This window comes from Brachybacterium sp. AOP24-D1-21, assembly GCF_052378665.1.
Classification (GTDB): domain Bacteria; phylum Actinomycetota; class Actinomycetes; order Actinomycetales; family Dermabacteraceae; genus Brachybacterium.
In genome coordinates, this window is the sequence record NZ_JBQSXX010000001.1 from 1,245,545 (window position 1) to 1,263,309 (window position 17,765).

Sequence of the window (17,765 nt, forward strand, 5' to 3'; positions counted from 1 at the left end):
TCAGTCCCTGCGCACGGGGGTCATCGGGACGCGGACGCCGCGCTCGTGGGCGACGTCGTCGGCCCGGGAGTAGCCAGCGTCGACGTGGCGGAGCACGCCCATGGCGGGGTCATTGGTCAGCAGGCGCTCGAGCTTCTGGCGGGCGAGGTCCGTGCCGTCGGCGAGGCCCACCTGGCCGGCGTGGATCGAGCGGCCGATGCCGACACCGCCGCCGTGGTGGATCGAGACCCAGGTCGCGCCCGAGGAGGTGGCGGTGAGGGCGTTCAGCAGAGGCCAGTCCGCGATCGCGTCGGAGCCGTCGAGCATGGCTTCGGTCTCGCGATACGGGGAGGCGACGGAGCCGGAGTCGAGGTGGTCGCGGCCGATGACGATCGGGGCTTTGACCTTGCCGTCGCGCACCAGGTCGTTGAAGAGCATGCCGGCCTGGTGCCGCTCGCCGTAGCCGAGCCAGCAGATGCGGGCGGGCAGGCCCTCGAACTCGACGAACTCGTTCGCCGCGTCGAGCCAGCGGTGCAGGTGCTCGTTCTCAGGGAAGAGCTCCTTGAGCGCGGCGTCGGTGACCTTGATGTCCTCGGGATCGCCGGATAGCGCCACCCAGCGGAACGGGCCGAGCCCCTCGCAGAACAGGGGGCGGATGTAGGCGGGGACGAAGCCGGGGAACTCGAAGGCGCGGTCGTAGCCGGCGTGGCGGGCCTCGTCGCGGATCGAGTTGCCGTAGTCGAACACCTCGGCGCCGGCATCCTGGAACCCGACCATGGCCTGCACCTGACGGGCCATGGACTCGCGGGACTTCTTGGTGAAGCCCTCCTCGTCGGCCTCCGACTCCGCCTTCCAATCCTCGACGGTGACCTCGAGCGGCAGGTAGCTCAGCGGGTCGTGGGCGGAGGTCTGGTCGGTGACGATGTCGATCTGCAGGTCGCCCGCCTGATGGCGCTCGAGCAGAGCCGGGAAGACCTCGGCGGCGTTGCCGACGATGCCGATCGAGAGGCCCTTCTGCTCGGCCTTGGCGGCGTTGGCACGCGCGATCGCGTCATCGAGGTCGTCGGCGATCTCGTGGCAGTAACGCTTGGCGACACGGCGCTCGAGCCGGGTGCGGTCCACGTCCACGATCAGGCAGACGCCGTCGTTGAGGGTCACGGCGAGGGGCTGGGCGCCGCCCATGCCGCCGCAGCCGCCGGTGAGGGTGATGGTGCCGGCCAGGGTGCCGCCGAAACGCTTCTGGGCGATCGCCGCGAAGGTCTCGAAAGTGCCCTGGAGGATGCCCTGGGTGGCGATGTAGATCCAGGAACCGGCGGTCATCTGGCCGTACATCATCAGACCCTCGGCTTCGAGCTTGCGGAACTCGGGCCAGTTCGCCCAGTCGCCGACGAGGTTGGAGTTGGCCAGCAGCACGCGCGGGGCCCACTCGTGGGTGCGCAGCACGCCGACGGGCTTGCCGGACTGGACCAGCAGGGTCTCGTCATCCTCGAGGTCCTTGAGGGTTTCGACGATCGCGTCGAAGGCCTCCCAGGAGCGGGCGGCGCGTCCGGTGCCGCCGTAGACGACCAGGTCGTCGGGGCGCTCGGCGACCTCGGGGTCGAGGTTGTTCATGAGCATCCGCAGCGGGGCTTCGGTCTGCCAGGACTTCGCGCTGAGGGTCGTGCCGCGGGCGGCACGGACGGGGCGGGCTCCGGGGAGGGTCATCGTTGGCTCCTGGGGTCGAGGGCTGCTCGGGGGTTCCGCGCTGCGGGGTGTTCGGTACAGGACACCACCGCCGACGGGAGGGGTCGAGGGCCTTCGCGCCGCTTGTGTCCGGCATGCCGGACAAGTGACCGACAGGGCGCCGCGCTCTGGCTGGCCTTGCCGGTCTCGCGATCGCGGTGCTCGTGACGGGGTGCGCTGGGCAGCCGCCAGGAGGGTCAACGACGTTCGAGATCCCCACTTTCACGTGGGAAGAAGGTGACGGCGGCGATGCTGCCGTCGTGAGCGGCGACTTTGTCATCGACGACGAAGGCTGCACCTTCTTGGGCGCGGCCATAACTGTGGGCGTCCTCTTCCCCACCGCAATCGGAGTCACCCGAGAAGACGGCACTCGCTACGTCGTTCATGATCGCACCGGCGAAGTCTTCGCGGCCGAGGGCGACACCGTCATGTATAGCGGTAGCTACTCCACGACGGTGAGCGCCTGGAATGATGCCTGCAGCTCGACACCCACCGAGGTCGCGACGGTTCACGATGCCCCTAAGAGTGGCCCGCTCGACCGTCCTTGAACTGCCTGGCAGCCCACATGCGGGCCTCTGCGGCTCCACGGCCTCGAAGCCGCTGGCGGCGTCATCGCCTTCAGCGCTCGGGACGGCTATACACCAACGACCGAGCGCCGCCCGCCGAGCCTGCGGGTGATCTCCTCGGCCGCTGCGCGCACCGCGGCCGTGCACCGATCACGCACCTCCACGGGGGTCCGTGACTCCTCGAAGGTGATCGCCACCGCGGCGGCGGGCCAGCCGGCATGGTCGTGCACGACCGCCGCCACTGAGGCGAGCTCCTCGGTGACCTCCCCGGTCTCGTGGGCGACCCCATCGGCCCGCACCCGGGTGAGGAGCTCGCGCAGGTCCTTGGGGCTCTCCGGTCCCGGCACCGTGGTGCGGGAGGTGAAGTCGTCCCGCGTGCCGAACAGGGCGCGCAGCTGGGCGGGCGGGAGCTCGGCGAGGATCGCGCGGCCGCTCGCGGTGAGGTGGGCGGAGATCCGCACACCGACGTCGGTGACCAGGCTGGGTCGGCTCCGGGCCCGCTCCTCGATCACGTAGAGCACGTCGCGGCCGTGCAGCACCGCGAGGTGGCCCGACTCGCCGACCTCGTCGACCATTGCCTCGATCACGCGGCGGCCGATCCTCGCCAGCGGCTCCTGGCGCAGGTAGGCACCGGAGAGCACCTGCGCGGCGGGCCCCAGCCCGTACAGCCGCTCCTGCTCCAGATGCATCACGTAGCCATGCTCCACGAGGGTGGTCAGCAGGTCGTAGGTGCGCGAGCGGGGCAGGGCGAGCTGCGCGGCGAGCTGCGCGGCCGGGACCGGGGAACTGCGGGAGGCGAGGAAGGTCAGCAGACGCAGCGTCGCGTCGGCCGCTGGGACTTTCGGTGGTGCCATGATCCGCAAGGATGCCACTCCCTGGGCTCCTCCGGGCTCAGTCCGCCACGGAGCCTCCCGTCGCGGCGCGCTGCGAGGCGCGCTCCTCCGTGACGAGCTCCCAGGTGCGCACCAGGCGCGGGAGCGTGAGCATCACCAGGCCGCCGGCCATGTTCAGCGGGATCACCCAGGCGAACCAGATCAGCCACTCGAGGTAGGTGGCCTCGGCGCCTGCGTGCATCGCCCCGAAGATCACCGCCGAGCTCAGCGCCCCGTGGAGCATGCCCAGTCCCACCACCAGCAGCCCCGAGATGAGTGAGTTCGCGAGTGTCGCAATACCCGCGCTCGAGCCCTGGTTCATGCGGGCGACCAAGGTGATCGTGAATCCGGCGAGCACTGCGAGGGCGGCCGTCTCCAGGGTCAGACCCTTCTCCATGTAGCTCGTGCTCGCCTCGATCAGCTCATCGTCGAACCGAGGAAAAGCTGCCACCACGACCCAGGTGAACGCCCAGCCCCCGGCGAGGTTGGTGATCAGGGTCGTCACCCACAGCCGCAGCAGCTGCCACCAGGTCCCGTGCCCGGCAGCGATGGCATTGATCGGGACCAGGAAGTCCTCGGTGAACAGCTCCGAGTGCGCGAGCCGCAGTGCATAGAGGCCGATGCCGAAGGCGAGGCCGCCCAGCAGCTTCGACCCCGTCGCATCCAGCACTGCGAGCATCGCCAGCAGCCCCAGGCCCACATCGATCCCGCCGAACAGCCCGGTGATCACCAACGCCCGCCAGGTGCGGTTCAGGCGGTTCGCACCCTCCGTGACCGTGTTCTCGAACTCCTCGGCCAGGGCGTCCTCGACGGGCTCGTCGCTGCTGCCGAGCCGCCGTCGTTCCTGCGCCGCGCCGTGCCGCTCTCGCTGGGTCATCGTCTCTCCCTCGATCAGATCGGCAAGGATCGTGCTGGTGGTGCACCGGGATGCGCAGGACCGTCGGTCGGCGTTGTCCGGTGGGCCGGACCCAGTCTCGTGCTCTGGCAGGTCGTTCACCCAGGCCGGGTGCCATGATGGGCGAACCTACTCCCTGGTGCGCAGACGAGGAGCCCCGATGACGAACTCTCCCGACGCTGACAGCGCCTGGTCCGGCCGGAATGACGGCAACGGCCCCCAGCACGCCCGCTGGCACCAGGTGGTCCGCAGCGTCGCCGGTCCCGGAGCGGCGGATGCCGCCTCCGCTCACATCGCGCTGCTCGGCTTCCGCTCCGACGAGGGGGTGCGCCGCAACCGCGGCCGAGTCGGAGCGGCCGACGGGCCTGCCGCGCTGCGCCGCGCCCTGTCACCGCTGGCCCTGCACGGGCCCCTCGCCCGCGGCGAGATGGGCCTGCACGACCTCGGCGATGCCGAGACGATCGGCGAGGACCTCGAGGGTGGGCAGGCCGCGGCCGCGGCCCTCACCGCGCAGGGCTTGGACCGTCCCGGCTCCCGGCTGACGGTGGTGCTCGGGGGCGGGCACGAGACGGCCTGGTCCTCGTACAACGGTCTGGTCAGCTCTGAGATCGGGCCCAGCGCGGGACAGCGCTGGGGAGTGCTGAACCTCGATGCCCACTTCGACCTGCGCGAGGAGCCTCGCCCCACCTCCGGCACCCCCTTCGCGCAGATGGCGGCGGCCGAACAGGCTGCCGGCCGTGAGCTGGCCTACGCGGTGCTCGGGATCGCCGAGCCGTCCAACACGGGAGCGCTGTTCGCCAGGGCCGAGCAGCTCGGCGTGCAGTGGTGGACCGATGAGCAGTGCCTCGCTGCGGGAGCCGAGGGGATCGCGCGCTTCGTCGAGGGGTTCGCCGCTGACCTGGACGTGCTCTACCTGACCATCGACCTGGACGTGCTGCCCGCGGCCGTGGCCCCGGGGGTCTCGGCGCCGGCTGCCTACGGGGTGCCGTTGCCGCTGATCGCTGCGGCCGTGCGCGCCGCCGCCAGCAGCGGGAAGCTCGCCCTGCTCGACGTGGTGGAGCTGAACCCCTCCCTGGACATCGACGGGCGCACCGCCCGCGCCGCAGCTCGACTGATCAACGACGCGGTGCGCACCGTCGCCGCTCCCACCACCGGCCCCGGCCCCGGCACCGGCACCGGCTCCGGCCCTGGCACCGGCACCGGCACCACCCCCGGTTCCGGCACCGGCCCCGGCTCCGGCCCTGCCGTCGAGTACTGGCGCTAGAGAGCACGCTCTGGTCATATATCCGGAGCGTGCTCTCTGTCGCCCGTACTCGACATGCCAGCTGGGCCACGAGGCGGATCAGGTCAGGCGAGACTGAATGCGGCGGGGCTGGGTGAGGTGGGGGCGGGTCAGGCCGGAGCCAGGCGGGGCTGAGTGCGGCGGGGGCCGGGACGCGGATCAGGCGGAGCCCGGGGCGGTTGGCTGCCAGTGCGGTTCGATCAGCTGGAACAGGCGACAGTCCGCCCAGTCACCGCCGAGCCGGAGATAGTCCTTCGCCAGGCCGTACTCGGTGAAGCCGCAGTACTCGAGCACGCGCACCGAGGCCTCGTTGCCGACCTTCACCTCGGCCTGGAGCCGGTGCAGGCCCAGGCCGCCGAAGGCCACGGCGATCGCGCTCTGCACCGCGTGGGTGGCGACGCCGCGGCCGGTGACGTCCGTGTCGACCCAGTAGCCGAGCGAGGCCGACTCGAAGGCCCCGCGGATGATGGTCGAGAGGTTGAGGCGGCCCACGATCCTCGTCGCCCCCTTGTCCTCGAGCCGGATGGTGAACGGGAGACCGCCGCCTGCCTCCCGGTCGGCCACGGCGTGGGCGATCGCCGTGCGCTGCCCGGCCTCGGTGAACCATCCCTCCGCCCGGGCCGGAGCACCGGCCATCAGCTGCTCGCGATTGCGGGTCTCGAGTTCCGCGAGCACCGGGGCGTCCTCCACGGCGAGCAGGGTCAGCGTGACCTGATGAGGGAAGACGGGCGGTCGCTGCGCGGGTGAGCGCGGGTGCGGCGCGGGGGTGGCGGACGCTGAGGCGTCCGGCGCTGAGGTGGCGGACGTTGAGCTGTCGGGCGCTGAGGTGGCGGGCGCGGAGCTGTCGGGCGCTGAGGTGGCGGGCGCGGAGCTGTCGGGCGCGGAGCTGTCGGGCATGCGCCCAGTATCCGCCTCGACAGCTGGGCCTCGCGCGCTTCCCCGCCGGCCCGGCTCAGCCCAGCTCAGACTTGCTCAGCCCAGCAGCAGGGTCTGCACGAGGGTCACTGCGGCCACGCCGCCGAGCAGCACCGAGAACAGCAGCGTGAGCGTGGAGGGGCGGGCCTTCGCCGAGAGCGGGCCACCGAGGATCCCTCCCACCGCGGAGCCGGCGGCGAAGATCAGGGTGATCGTCCAATCGATCTGGACGTCCGTGCCGAGCCTGGCCAGCAGGCTCGTCGCTGTCGCGATGATCATCACCAGCAGGCTGGTCCCGGAGGCGTGGCGCATCGCCAGGCCCAGCGCGATGACCAGCATCGGCACCACGATGAACCCGCCGCCCACGCCGAAGAAGCCGGTCAGGAAGCCGGTGAGGGTCGCGGCGGCGATCACCACCAGCGTCCGGGGCGCAGGGGCCGGGGCGGGCAGCAGTGGCAGTTCGGGCTCGCCGTGGTGGTGATGGATGCCGTCCGCGGTCTCGACGGTGTCCGGGCCGGGCTGGTCCAGCACCGGATCGTCGTGGACCGCCACCGGCTCGTCGGTCTCGCGCGCACCGTGTGAGCCATGAGCAGCGGCCTCATCACGCTCAGCACGGCGGGTGCGCAGCGCGCGCCGCAGCATCGCGATCGCGACGCCCACCAGCATCACCCCGAACAGGGTGAGCAGCACCTGTGCAGGCACCAGCGCCGACAGCCGGGAGCCGACGACCGCACCCACCACCGAGACCCCCGCGAACACCAGCCCGTTCTTCCATTCCACGTTCCCGTGCCGGGCATGGTGCGGGAGGCTGAAGAGCGCGGTGATCAGCACGATGATCAGGCTCGATGCGGTCGCGGCATGGGTCGGCATGCCCAGCAGGAAGACCAGCACCGGCACTGCGAGGATGCCGCCACCGGCACCAAGCGCCCCCACCACGATCCCCACGCCGACGCCCACGACGATGGCGAGCAGGGCGAGTTCCATGGGCGGTGTCCTTGCAGGAGACGGAGCGGCGGGCCGACGGGCCCGGACGGCGAAGCCCCCGGCGGCCAGGCAGCCGGGCCAGGCGGGCCCTCCCGGGCCCTCGGGGGTGCCTGACCATGCTAAACCGCGCGCATCTCCGGTGAGACTCCTCCGCCGCCGGTAGGATCAGAGCACCGACCACGAGGAGCCCCGATGGTCCCCCACCAGGGAGAACCACCCTCCACACCGCTGGATCCCGCCTCCGCCGCGATGGGCGAGCTGCTGGCGGAGGTCTGGCGCGAGGGCACACTGGTGCTGCCCCTGCGAGAGGACGCCTCCCCCGTGCGGCTGCCCGGGCTGCACAAGTCGGTGCTGCCGGCGTCGCTGTCGGGGCAGGCCCGGGTCACGCTCGCGGGCGTCGGCGAGCGCTTCGCCGCCTGGCGGGTCATCCCGCAGCAGAACGCACCGGTGATCGTGAGGATTCCGCACGTCACCTCCGCGGAGCTGCATCAGGATCTGGCCTATGAGATCGCGGCGCTGACCCTGCTGCCCGCTGAGGTGGGCCCGGAACCCATCGCCGTCCACGATGATCCCGCGACCAGCCCGATCGGCCATCCGTATGTGGTGACCTCCGAGATCCCGGGGATCGCCGCCTCGCCGACGACCTGGACCGGCGCGCATCTGCAGGCTCATGCCGCGCATCTCGCGCAGCTTCATGCCGTGCCCGCCCCGGGCCGCGGGCCGGTGTCGCTGGGGGCGGACCCCTGGGCGGCGGTGACCCCGGGGCCGCAGCCGCTGCTGCCCGAGGTCGAGGCGGAGTTCGAGTCCTGGCAGCAGTCCCATGGCGCAGCGATCCAGGAGCACGTGCTCGGCCCCCTGCTTGAGGCCTCGCGCGCGGAGGTCGCCGCCGTCGACGACGAGATCGCACAGCTGGACGGGTACGTGCTGGCCCACGGTGATCTCTGCTCGACGAACATCCTCTGGCACGGCAGCGACCCGGTCACCGGCGCACCACGGGTGCAGTACATCGACTTCGAGTGGGCGCAGGGCGACGATCCTGCCCGGGACCTCGCGATTCTCGGCGGCGCCGTGCACGGCGGGCCCTGGTACGTGCCGCTGGCCGAGGAGCAGGTCGACCGCTTCGTGCGGGCTTATGTGCAGGCCCGCGGCGAGCGCGGAGAGCTGCCCGCCTCAGTGTCCGATGTGGCTTCCCTGCGCCGGCGGATGCGGGCCTGGACCGCCTACGAGCGCAGCGCGATGCTGGTGCATGTCGCCTCCCGCGCCTCGACCCGCTCCATGCATGCACGGGTGCTGCCGACGCTGCGGCGCACCCTCGCGGCGACACTGGGAATCAGCGTCTGAGGAGTGGTGCGTCGGACCCGCACCGGTGACCGCTCGCGATGCCGCCACAGTGCCTCGCGACACCCCGGGTGGCGCTTTCGGTGGGGGCTCTGCGTACGGTGGGCCCATGAATGACTTCGTGAAGCATGCCGAGAGCGCCCCCAAGGGCTATGTGGCGGCCGAGGCCGCTGGACTGCGCTGGCTCGCAGAGCCCCAGGTGGTGCCGGTCGTCGAAGTGCTCGCGGAGGAGAAGAACGCCCTGCACCTGGAGCGGTTGGACTCTGTCCCGCCCACCCCCGAGGCTGCCCGCGAGCTGGGCCGCGGGCTCGCCCGCCTGCACGATGCCGGCGCGGAGGCCTTCGGCTGGGCCCCCGCCGATCCCGCCTACTTCGGCCCCCTTGAGAGCCCCTTCGCGGTCGAGACCGCACCACGCACAGATTTCGTCGAGTTCTGGGCCGAGGACCGCCTGCGCCCGCTCGCCGACTCAGTCACCCGCGTGCTCGGCGCCGACGGCCACGACACCGTCGATGAAGCCATCGATCTGATCGCCGACGGCGCCTTCGACGGCATCAGCGGGCAGGGCACCGAGGAGCCGTCCCGAGTTCACGGCGACCTGTGGTCGGGCAATCTGCTGTGGACCGCCGACGGCGCGACCCTCATCGACCCCGCTGCCCACGGCGGCCACCGGCTCGAGGACCTCGCGATGCTGTCCCTGTTCGATGCGCCGCACCTCGAGGAGATCTTCGAGGGCTACGTCGCCGAGCACCCGCTGCCCCGCGGCTGGGAGCAGGACCTCCCCGCCCACCTGTTCTTCGGGCTGCTGGCCCATGTGAAGCTGTTCGGCGAGGCGTACGTGGATCAGACCGTCGCGACGGCCGAGGCGGTCATCGCCCGAGCGGAGCAGCTGGGCTTCTGAGCTCTGGGGCACGCTGCCGGAGGTGAACGGTCCGCCCCCGGGGCTGCGGCGGTGGAGGGTCCGTGTGCGAGAGGTGCAGGTCCTGGTGGCCGGCCAGAAGGCCGGCTGTTCCTCGGATAGCTTGCGAACGTGCCCCGACCGCTCCCTCCACGCCCCGCACACGCTGTGCGCCGCACCGCTGCGTCCCACCCTGCCGCGGTCGGAATCCTCGCCACCGTGCTGATGCTCACGGGGTTCGCGGTGCTGCTCGTGATCGGGGTCTGGGCGAGCCGTCTCGGTGATTCCCCGGCCTGGGCTTTCGACTGCAACGACACCACCTGCACTGATCTGTGGATCGACGCCCGACGCCACTACCTCGCCGTCACCGCCGCGGCCGGGATCGCCTCGCTCATCGGTTGGTTCCTCGCTGGGCACCTGGTCTCTGCCCGGCCGGTGCCGGCCGAGGCCGGCTTAGCCGAGCGCTCGGCTCCTTCACCTGTTCCTTCACCTGCGCGGCCATCGCGGCGGCATCGTGCGGCGCGGTTCGGCCGCCTGGTCGGGGTGCTGCTCCTGGCCGCTGCCCTGCTCACCGCTGCCGGATGGGTCGCGATCGCCGCCTCGAGGCCGCTCGGTCTCGCAGTGGCGGGCATCGCAGCCGCCGTCGCCGTTCTCGGAGCGTGGCGATGGATGCGTCCCGGTGCCGCCTCTGATCGCGGGGCGTACTGGCTGGCGAGCATCGGCGTGGGGGCCCCGTTGGTGGCACTCGGACTGTTCGCCCTGCATCCCATGGTGTTCCTGGGGAGTGTCCTGGTGGTGGGCACTCCCCTGCTGGGGGTTCCGGCGCTGTGCACGCTGCTCGCGACCGGGATCACCGTCGCGGGCCGGCTGCTCCCCCGGCAGGCAGCTGCCGAGGTCACCGCCATGCGCTCTGCTGAGCAGAGGAGCAGCGGTGCGGAACCGTCGCCCCCCGTTCCCACCGCGCGCCGGATCAGCATGCCTCTCGCCATCACCGCGATCTTGACGCTCGGGGTGTTCGCCGCCTGGCCGGTCGACGCCCCCGCCGCAGATGCCTGGCAGTATTCCGACCCTGCCGCCGGCGTGACCCCGGGTGGGGACCCGGGATCCGAATCGCCGATGGCGAGCGGCAGCGCCGGGGACGATGGTCCTGGCAGCGGAGGCCCCGCACCGGAGAAGTCCCCGAACGCTGGGATCCCCGCCGCTCCCGCCGTGGAGTCCGCCGGCCTCCCTGCTTGCGATCCCGAGTCGCTGCAGGTCGTGGCCGGGGGCTGGGATGGGTGGACCGGCAACTCGGCGGCGACGCTCACCGCGACGAACGTCGGCGACGAGGCCTGCGCGCTGCGCGGCGTCCCGGAGCTGACCCTCGAACAGGGTGCCGAGCAGATCGACCTGCGCCCGGAACCGCTCACCCACCTCGAGGCCGCCGTGCAGCCGGAGGGTGGCGTCGGGCTCGTCCCTGGAGGCACCGCGAGCTCGGGTCTGTACTGGCCCGGCTATCGCACCGCGGCCGATCAGGAGACTCCGCAGACGCTGAGCATCCGCCTCGACTCGGGCGGGGCGCCGCTGCCCGTCGAGCTCGCCGCGTCCGACGGCAGCGATCCCAGCCCCGCCCCCTTCGACCTGAAAGCCGGAGTGGAGGGCGGGGCCGTGATCGAGATCGGCGCATGGGAGCTGGCGCTGAGCTCAGCGGGCTGAGGAGCGCCGGGTCAGTGGTCGTGACCCTCGTGGTCGCCGCCCTCGTGGTGGTGGTCTTCATGGCCACCAGCGTCGCTCGCCTCGCCGCCCTCCTGCTCGTGGCCCTCGTGCTCGTCCGCTCCGGGCGAGATCTCGTACTCGCCGGATGCGGTACCGGTGGTCACCTGGATCTCGTGCGGCACCACGGGCAGCTCCAGCTCGCGGTAGATCTCGCCGCTTTTGACGTCGACCATCGTGAGCTTCTGCGCTGCGGGGTCGACGACGAAGGCGGTGCCGTCGGCCACGGCCAGCATGGGCCCGGCCTCCTGCCAGTTCTCCGGCTCGCTCCATTCGCCCGTCACGGGGACCTCGTGGAGCATCTCGCCGGTCTCGGGATCCAGGATGTTCAGCTCGCCATCGGCGGTGAGCACCAGGGCCTCGCCGTGAGGACCGCGGTCCAGGGAGCGGAACCAGTACTCCGAGCCCAGGTCCACGATCTGCTGGGTGTTGTCACTGGTGTCGATCAGGGCGATCTCGGTGGGGTGCTCGGCACCGCCCTCGGGATCGGCCTCGACCTTGTGATCGGCGAGCACGATCGACGAGTCCTCGTGACCCTTCTGGTTGCCGGAGCGCTGGAAGTCGCCGTCGATCGCGACCTTGTGGAACTCCCCGTCGCGGTAGACCACGGAGCCGTTCTCGCAGCCCAGGCTGATCACGTCGCCGGATTCCGTGGGCTTCGCAGAGGCTTCGCCGTGCACGCCGGGGCAGTCGTCGGTCTCGGCGGTGACGTTCCCGTCGGCGTCGAGCGCCTGCACCGTGTGGCGCTCGTCCTCGGTGCCCTGGGTGACGATCAGGCCCCCGTCGGAGAGCGGCACCGCGACGCCGTGGTGCGGTGCCTCGGTGCTGGTCTCCTCGAGGATCCCGAGGTCGCCGTCGACCAGCGCGGTGGGGTCGATGAGGGTGATGTCGCCGGTGCCGTCGGCGAACAGGGCGGTGCGGTCCCCGTGGGAGACCACGTGGCCGGGCATCGGCGCCGGGATGGACAGGTCGGTGAGAGCAGGATCCTGGACGTAGTAATGGAAGTGGTCGCCGTGGCCCTGGGCGAGCAGGCCGGTGTCGTACATGGTGATGGTGCCGGAGGCGCTGACGGCGACGTGGCGGCCATCCCCGGCGGGGTTCAGCCGGGCGTAGCCCGTGACGTCGGTGCTGCCGACGGTGCTGCCGTCGGAGGAGTCGATCGTGGTCACGCCGCCGTCGTGGGCGAGAACGATGCGCGGGGAGAGGGCGCCCACCTCGGTGCGATCGGTCGCCGGCGCCGCCTCTCCGCCGGCCGCGCCGCCGTCGGACGCCCCGCCGCCGGCCCCGTCCTCTCCTCCGCCGGCCATCCCGCCGCAGGCGGAGAGTGCGAGCATCCCGGCGCTGAGGAGCACGACGGCACGACGCTTCATGACAATGGTTCTCATCTGAATCATAGGCAGGACAGTAGCAGCTCCTGAGAACTGTTCTCAGCAACGGCGGAGTGCCCCGGGTCACATCCGGCAGGTATTCTGTGCGGGGCGATGGGGGTCGCCTGCCAGCAGCTCGTACGACATGCTCGAGGGGAGCGCACATGGGACGACGCGATGCGACGACGGCGCCGCAGCAGGCCTGCCCGGGCGGCGATCGACGATGCCTTCGACGGGGCAGCGCGCGGCCCCTCCGCCTGGCGGCAGCGGCCGCGGCGGTCCTGATGCTGACCAGCTGCTATCTGCTGGACCCTGACCTGCTGCCCGAGGGCACGGACGAGGTGTCGATCGAGGTCGGCGAGACGGCCCAGGTGGCCCTCGGCGACTGGTCGCCGGGCGTGGGCGACGACTGGGGCGCGGTCCCCGCCGCGGAGGGCGTCTCGAGGGAGAACGGCAGGGTGGATGACGGCGTCGTCATGGCCCGCGTGCTCATGAACAGCGAGGTGTTCGGCGTGCCGGAGCGCCGGGACACCGGCGGGACCGGCGGAGAGTTCCCCTACGCCGTCGAGCTCACCGGACTCGCGCCCGGCACCTCGACCGTACGGATCGTGCACTGCTACCGCACCGAGATCGCTGAGGACTGCGACCAGGGGCCCCGCGACATCGACCCGATCGAGCTCACCGTGACGGTCACCTGACGCCTCGGCCCGCACCTCGGCAGCCGAATGCGAATGCGCGCCGCGCTTCCACGAGTGGAGGCACAGCGCGCATTCGCGTCAGGCACAGGCCAGGCCCGGGCGGTTCGGCCCGGATCAGCTCAGGGTCGGCTCAGATCACGCCGAAGGCGATCATCGCGTCGGCCACCTTGCGGAAGCCTGCGACATTGGCGCCCAGTGCGTAGTCGCCGGGGCGGCCGAACTCATCGGCGGTCTCCAGGCAGGTGGCGTGGATGCCCTTCATGATCTGGGTGAGGCGCTGCTCGGTGTGCTCGAAGCTCCACGCGTCGCGGCTCGCATTCTGCTGCATCTCCAGAGCGGAGGTGGCAACACCACCGGCGTTCGCCGCCTTGCCGGGACCGAAGGCCACATCGGCCGCACGGAACACGCTGACAGCTTCCGGCGTGGAGGGCATGTTCGCGCCCTCGGAGACGGCCAGCACGCCGTTCTTGACCAGGGTGCGGGCGGCGTCGACATCGAGCTCGTTCTGGGTGGCGCTCGGCAGAGCGATGTCCACCGGGACGTCCCAGACGCTGCCGCCGGCGACGAAGCGAGCACCGTTGCCGCGGCGCTCCGCGTACTCGGTGATGCGACCGCGCTCCACCTCCTTGACCTGCTGGAGCAGCTCGAGGTCGATGCCGTTCTCGTCGACCACATAGCCGGAGGAGTCGGAGGCGGTGACGGGGATGCCGCCGAGCTGCTTGGCCTTCTCGATCGCGTAGAGCGCGACATTGCCCGAGCCGGAGACGGAGACGCGGCGGCCGTCGAAGGAGGAGCCGCGGGCCTTGAGCATCTCGTCGGCGAAGATGGCCGCACCGTAGCCGGTGGCCTCCTTGCGCACGAGGGACCCGCCCCAGTCCAGGCCCTTGCCGGTGAGCACGCCCGCCTCGTAGCGGTTGGTCAGGCGCTTGTACTGACCGAAGAGGTAGCCGATCTCGCGCGGGCCCACGCCGATGTCGCCGGCGGGGACGTCGGTGTACTCGCCCATGTGGCGGTGCAGCTCGGTCATGAAGGACTGGCAGAAGCGCATCACCTCGCCGTCGCTGCGGCCGGCCGGATTGAAGTCGGATCCGCCCTTGCCGCCGCCGATGGGCAGGCCGGTCAGGGAGTTCTTGAAGATCTGCTCGAAGCCGAGGAACTTCACGATCCCGAGGTTCACCGACGGATGGAACCGCAGGCCACCCTTGTACGGGCCCAGCGCGGAGTTGTACTCGACGCGGAAACCGCGATTGACCTGCACAACGCCCTGGTCATCGACCCAGGGGACACGGAAGATGATCTGGCGCTCAGGCTCGCTCAGGCGCATCAGGATGCCATGATCCTGATACTCGGGGTGCCGGGACTGGACGACCTCCAGCGACTCGAACACCTCCCGGACTGCCTGGTGGAACTCGGGTTCGCCGGGGTTGCGGCGGAGCACCTGGTCGAATGTGTCCTGGAGCGTCGAGTCGAGCATCGCGGTCCTTTCAGGGGGCCCGGGGGCCCCCGATTTCACGGGGGCTCCGCGGAAGCGGAGGTCACGGCGTCGCCCAGGGTACGCGGCGTCGCCCAGAAGTCGCACTGGACGTTCGATGCGTGAACATGCAGACGACTGTCATGGCCATGCACCTGGGAAAACAGCTCCGGGAGGCTTGTCGCGCAGGTCACAGCAACGCGTCCGGACATGGGGGCGGATACCCGGACAGCATCGCCCGGTCCCGACATATGCATCGACAGGCATAGGTACTTGCTTGGCGGGTGCTGGGTTCAGTGGCGGGAGGCGGAGCGGCCTCCACCGGCGACGAGGCGGTTGACCCCGTCGACGAAGCCCTGAGCCACCGCCTCATCCTTGGAGACGTTCTGGCGGGTCCGGAGGGAGGAACCATCACGCAGAAGGATCCGCACGTGTCCCGCCACCGTGCCGGAAGCGCAGTCGGCCCCCCGGACCTCCGCAGCCTGCACCTCGCGCAGCACCCTCCACCTCAGACCCCGACGCAGGTGGAGCACCCTTCGATCGGTGACCAGCAGCAGGGGGTCCACCCAGGTCCACCCCTCCCCCTCGAACGCGAACAGCACGATCTCTCCCGACTGCAGGAAGCGCCGCGCGAACGATGCCCAGCCGGCGGCCGGAACCGGCCGTTCGTATCCCGGCTGGAGAGCCCGGAGCAGAGATTGCAGGGATTCATCCGTGGTCATCACGCCGCAAGTCTACGACCGGCACCCCTCCCTCCGACCCCGCGAGGAGAGGTCCCATGGGGACCTCTCCCCATCGCGCAGCCGCCCCGGAGGACCTAGTGTGCGAGCTGTTCACGACACGACGGGGGTTCATGATGACCGGGTTCTTCGGGGCGGATACCGAGCAGCTGCGTTCACACGCGCAGCTGCTGAAAGAGCGAGTGGGCTCGCTCGAAGACCTGCGCGCTCGCCTCGAGCCGCTGGTGATGGACGCTTCTTCCTGGGTGGGCACCGATGCCGATGCCTTCCGGGAGCAGTGGTCCGGACGGACCGCCCCCCGGTTCGACCAGCTGGGCGACTCGCTGTCGCGGCACAGCAGAGACCTCGACACCCACGCTGAGGAGCAGGACGAGGCCTCCGAGGCGACCGACCACAGCATCCTCGATCTGCTCAAGGACACGCTGTTCGGGGTCGGGAAAGGCGTCATCGACGCAGCCAAGAACATCGTCCTGGGTGGGAAGAAGATCTGGGACGTCCTGTCGAACATGAAGAAGAACCCGGAGAAGGTTCTCGAGAAGCTTCGCGGGCTGAAGGGCAAGGCATACGATGCGTTCCTCAAGAAGCTCGGGATGTTCGACGGGCTCATGAAGAAGGCCCCCTGGCTCACGAAGTTCGGCAAGGTCGCCGGCAAGTTCCTGCCCGGCCTGGATATCCTCGCCGGTGGCTGGCAGATGATCGATTCGATCAAGAAGGGCGACACCTTCCATGCCATCACCGGCGGAATCACCGCCGTCGGCGGCATCCTCATCACCGCCGGGACGATCTGCGATATGACCGGCGTGGGCGCCGTGGTCGGCGTTCCGCTCCAGGTGATCGGCGGCGTACTGGTGGGCGGCGCGATGGCGGCGGACGGCATCAAGTGGGTGGTCGACAACTGGGATCAGGTCAAGGACTTCGGTGGCGATGTCGTCGACGGGGCGAAGGACCTGTGGAACAACACGTCTGAGGTCATCAGCGACACGTGGAACGATGGAGTGGATGCCGCCAAGGATGCCGTCTCCGACGTCGCAGACACCGTCTCCGACAAGGTCGGCGATGTCGCCGACGGCCTGAAGAACGCCTTCACCTGGTGACCACCCCTCTCGGCAGGAGCCCGCGATGACCACCCCCACCACCGATGCACTCCCCAGCTCGCCGCTCGTCGTCACTGAGCGAGACCTGGCGGGAGCACTGGCGATCCTCGAGCGCGCCGATCAGGACCCGGACATCCTGATGGTGCTCTCCGACGAGGAGCTCCTCGCCCTGGACGGGGAGGCCTCGCTGCGCATCCTCGGCAGCCCCTATCTCGACCAGGAGCAGGTGCACCGTGAGACCGCGGGCGCCACAGCGATGCGCGGGCTCATCGCACGGCGCCTGGTGAACCCGACCGACCAGGCCCGCGAGGAGGAAGGGGATCTTCTGATCGGCGAGGGTGAACCGAGTGATCGGCTGATCCAGCTTGAGCTCGGTCTCGCCGGAATCCTCACCCTGCGGCGCACCCCGGAGGCGCTGCTGACGATCGAGCGCGTCGCTTCCCAGGTACGCACCACCCTTGGCCTGCACTTCTTCCCGGGAGGGGTGCTCGAGGAGTTCGTCGCGGCCGACGGCTTCCACCATTTCTGCGTTCCCACCCTCGCCTCGCTGCCCTCCCGACTGGCAGCGTTCGTGGACCCGCACGGCAGCGCCGGTGACGACGGAGATGTTCAGGAGATGACCGTCGCTGCAGTGACGTCGCTGGAGGGCCTCGAAGACACCCGTGCCCTGTCCACGCTCACCTCGGTGAATGATCAGGGAGCACGTCGCGCGACCGTCTTCACGCTCGCCGACCGCGTGCGCGTGGTCGACAACGGCACCGAGGACCCTGCCGGCACACAGCCGGGCGATCTGCTCGCGATCAGCGATGTCTCCGCCTCCGCTCTGGAGCAGATCATCGAGTCGCTGCTGCCCGCCGGATCGGGATCCGACGAGGAGTCCACCGACTCCTGACGGAGCGAGGCATCGCGCGCACAGATCACCCCGACCGTGGCAGGCACGGCCGGGGTGATCTGTGTGCTGCGGCCCGTTCGGAACGAACCGGTCAGGAGGGCTCAGCTTCGTCGGGCGTGAAGATCTCCTCGATCGGGGACTCGAAGAGGGCGGCGAGCTTGAACGCGAGCGGAAGGGACGGGTCGTACTTGTCGTTCTCGATGGCGATCACCGTCTGCCGGGAGACGCCGAGGGCCTTGCCGAGCTCGGCCTGGGACCAGCGTCGCTCAGCGCGGCGGGCTTTGAGATCGTTGCGCATCACTG

The 17,765-nt window shown here is 70.6% G+C and carries 17 protein-coding genes; 8 read left to right on the forward strand and 9 right to left on the reverse strand.

The annotated features are described in order from the left end of the window. The gene (gene hutU / locus ACT3UF_RS05570; protein ID WP_444608131.1) at positions 1-1,683 is read right to left on the reverse strand and encodes a urocanate hydratase; all 1,683 of its coding nucleotides are present in this window, start codon (positions 1,681-1,683) and stop codon (positions 1-3) included. A 278-nt stretch (positions 1,684-1,961) separates the two neighbouring features. Between hutU and ACT3UF_RS05575 the strand changes: the two genes are divergently transcribed. Then, the gene (locus ACT3UF_RS05575; protein WP_441446162.1) at positions 1,962-2,249 is read left to right on the forward strand and encodes a hypothetical protein; all 288 of its coding nucleotides are present in this window, start codon (positions 1,962-1,964) and stop codon (positions 2,247-2,249) included. Between the two features lie 86 nt (positions 2,250-2,335). Here ACT3UF_RS05575 and ACT3UF_RS05580 read toward each other — a convergent pair whose 3' ends face one another. Next, positions 2,336-3,121 carry an IclR family transcriptional regulator gene (locus tag ACT3UF_RS05580; protein WP_441446163.1) on the reverse strand — a complete coding sequence of 262 codons (786 nt, stop codon included), beginning with the start codon at positions 3,119-3,121 and terminating at the stop codon, positions 2,336-2,338. A 37-nt stretch (positions 3,122-3,158) separates the two neighbouring features. After that, positions 3,159-4,016 carry a formate/nitrite transporter family protein gene (locus ACT3UF_RS05585; protein ID WP_441446164.1) on the reverse strand — a complete coding sequence of 286 codons (858 nt, stop codon included), beginning with the start codon at positions 4,014-4,016 and terminating at the stop codon, positions 3,159-3,161. Positions 4,017-4,194: 178 nt separating this feature from the next. Between ACT3UF_RS05585 and hutG the strand changes: the two genes are divergently transcribed. Next, positions 4,195-5,298: a formimidoylglutamase gene (gene hutG / locus ACT3UF_RS05590; RefSeq protein WP_442332050.1), complete on the forward strand. Its 1,104-nt coding sequence runs from the start codon at positions 4,195-4,197 to the stop codon at positions 5,296-5,298. A gap of 177 nt (positions 5,299-5,475) precedes the next feature. Here hutG and ACT3UF_RS05595 read toward each other — a convergent pair whose 3' ends face one another. Next, positions 5,476-6,213: a GNAT family N-acetyltransferase gene (locus tag ACT3UF_RS05595; protein WP_442332049.1), complete on the reverse strand. Its 738-nt coding sequence runs from the start codon at positions 6,211-6,213 to the stop codon at positions 5,476-5,478. Between the two features lie 75 nt (positions 6,214-6,288). After that, complete coding sequence (locus tag ACT3UF_RS05600) at positions 6,289-7,215, reverse strand: sulfite exporter TauE/SafE family protein (protein ID WP_442332048.1); 927 nt, start codon at positions 7,213-7,215, stop codon at positions 6,289-6,291. Between the two features lie 192 nt (positions 7,216-7,407). Between ACT3UF_RS05600 and ACT3UF_RS05605 the strand changes: the two genes are divergently transcribed. The 3 genes from ACT3UF_RS05605 (at position 7,408) to ACT3UF_RS05615 (ending at position 11,143) form a co-directional block, all read left to right on the forward strand. Next, positions 7,408-8,556 (forward strand): phosphotransferase family protein, encoded by a 1,149-nt coding sequence (locus ACT3UF_RS05605; RefSeq protein ID WP_441446168.1) that lies wholly within the window; start codon positions 7,408-7,410, stop codon positions 8,554-8,556. A gap of 106 nt (positions 8,557-8,662) precedes the next feature. After that, the gene (locus tag ACT3UF_RS05610) at positions 8,663-9,451 is read left to right on the forward strand and encodes a fructosamine kinase family protein (RefSeq protein ID WP_441446169.1); all 789 of its coding nucleotides are present in this window, start codon (positions 8,663-8,665) and stop codon (positions 9,449-9,451) included. A gap of 129 nt (positions 9,452-9,580) precedes the next feature. Further along, positions 9,581-11,143: a DUF4232 domain-containing protein gene (locus ACT3UF_RS05615; protein WP_441446170.1), complete on the forward strand. Its 1,563-nt coding sequence runs from the start codon at positions 9,581-9,583 to the stop codon at positions 11,141-11,143. A gap of 11 nt (positions 11,144-11,154) precedes the next feature. Here the strand turns inward: ACT3UF_RS05615 and ACT3UF_RS05620 are convergent, their stop codons facing one another. Then, positions 11,155-12,585 (reverse strand): hypothetical protein, encoded by a 1,431-nt coding sequence (locus tag ACT3UF_RS05620; protein ID WP_442332046.1) that lies wholly within the window; start codon positions 12,583-12,585, stop codon positions 11,155-11,157. A gap of 146 nt (positions 12,586-12,731) precedes the next feature. Here ACT3UF_RS05620 and ACT3UF_RS05625 point away from each other — a divergent pair, with 146 nt between their 5' ends. Continuing rightward, the gene (locus ACT3UF_RS05625; RefSeq protein ID WP_441446172.1) at positions 12,732-13,265 is read left to right on the forward strand and encodes a hypothetical protein; all 534 of its coding nucleotides are present in this window, start codon (positions 12,732-12,734) and stop codon (positions 13,263-13,265) included. A 130-nt stretch (positions 13,266-13,395) separates the two neighbouring features. Here the strand turns inward: ACT3UF_RS05625 and gdhA are convergent, their stop codons facing one another. Next, positions 13,396-14,739, reverse strand: coding sequence for an NADP-specific glutamate dehydrogenase (gene gdhA / locus ACT3UF_RS05630; RefSeq protein ID WP_441446173.1), 1,344 nt, complete (start codon positions 14,737-14,739; stop codon positions 13,396-13,398). A gap of 290 nt (positions 14,740-15,029) precedes the next feature. Further along, positions 15,030-15,461 (reverse strand): hypothetical protein, encoded by a 432-nt coding sequence (locus ACT3UF_RS05635; protein ID WP_345075767.1) that lies wholly within the window; start codon positions 15,459-15,461, stop codon positions 15,030-15,032. A 53-nt stretch (positions 15,462-15,514) separates the two neighbouring features. Here ACT3UF_RS05635 and ACT3UF_RS05640 point away from each other — a divergent pair, with 53 nt between their 5' ends. Together ACT3UF_RS05640 and ACT3UF_RS05645 are read left to right on the forward strand one after the other, a co-directional pair. Beyond that, entirely contained in the window at positions 15,515-16,570 is a 1,056-nt protein-coding gene (locus tag ACT3UF_RS05640; RefSeq protein WP_345075768.1) for a WXG100 family type VII secretion target, read from the forward strand. Between the two features lie 25 nt (positions 16,571-16,595). After that, complete coding sequence (locus ACT3UF_RS05645; RefSeq protein ID WP_441444500.1) at positions 16,596-17,462, forward strand: hypothetical protein; 867 nt, start codon at positions 16,596-16,598, stop codon at positions 17,460-17,462. A 91-nt stretch (positions 17,463-17,553) separates the two neighbouring features. Here the strand turns inward: ACT3UF_RS05645 and ACT3UF_RS05650 are convergent, their stop codons facing one another. Continuing rightward, entirely contained in the window at positions 17,554-17,760 is a 207-nt protein-coding gene (locus tag ACT3UF_RS05650; protein WP_345075771.1) for a helix-turn-helix transcriptional regulator, read from the reverse strand. Between the last annotated feature and the right edge of the window lie 5 nt (positions 17,761-17,765).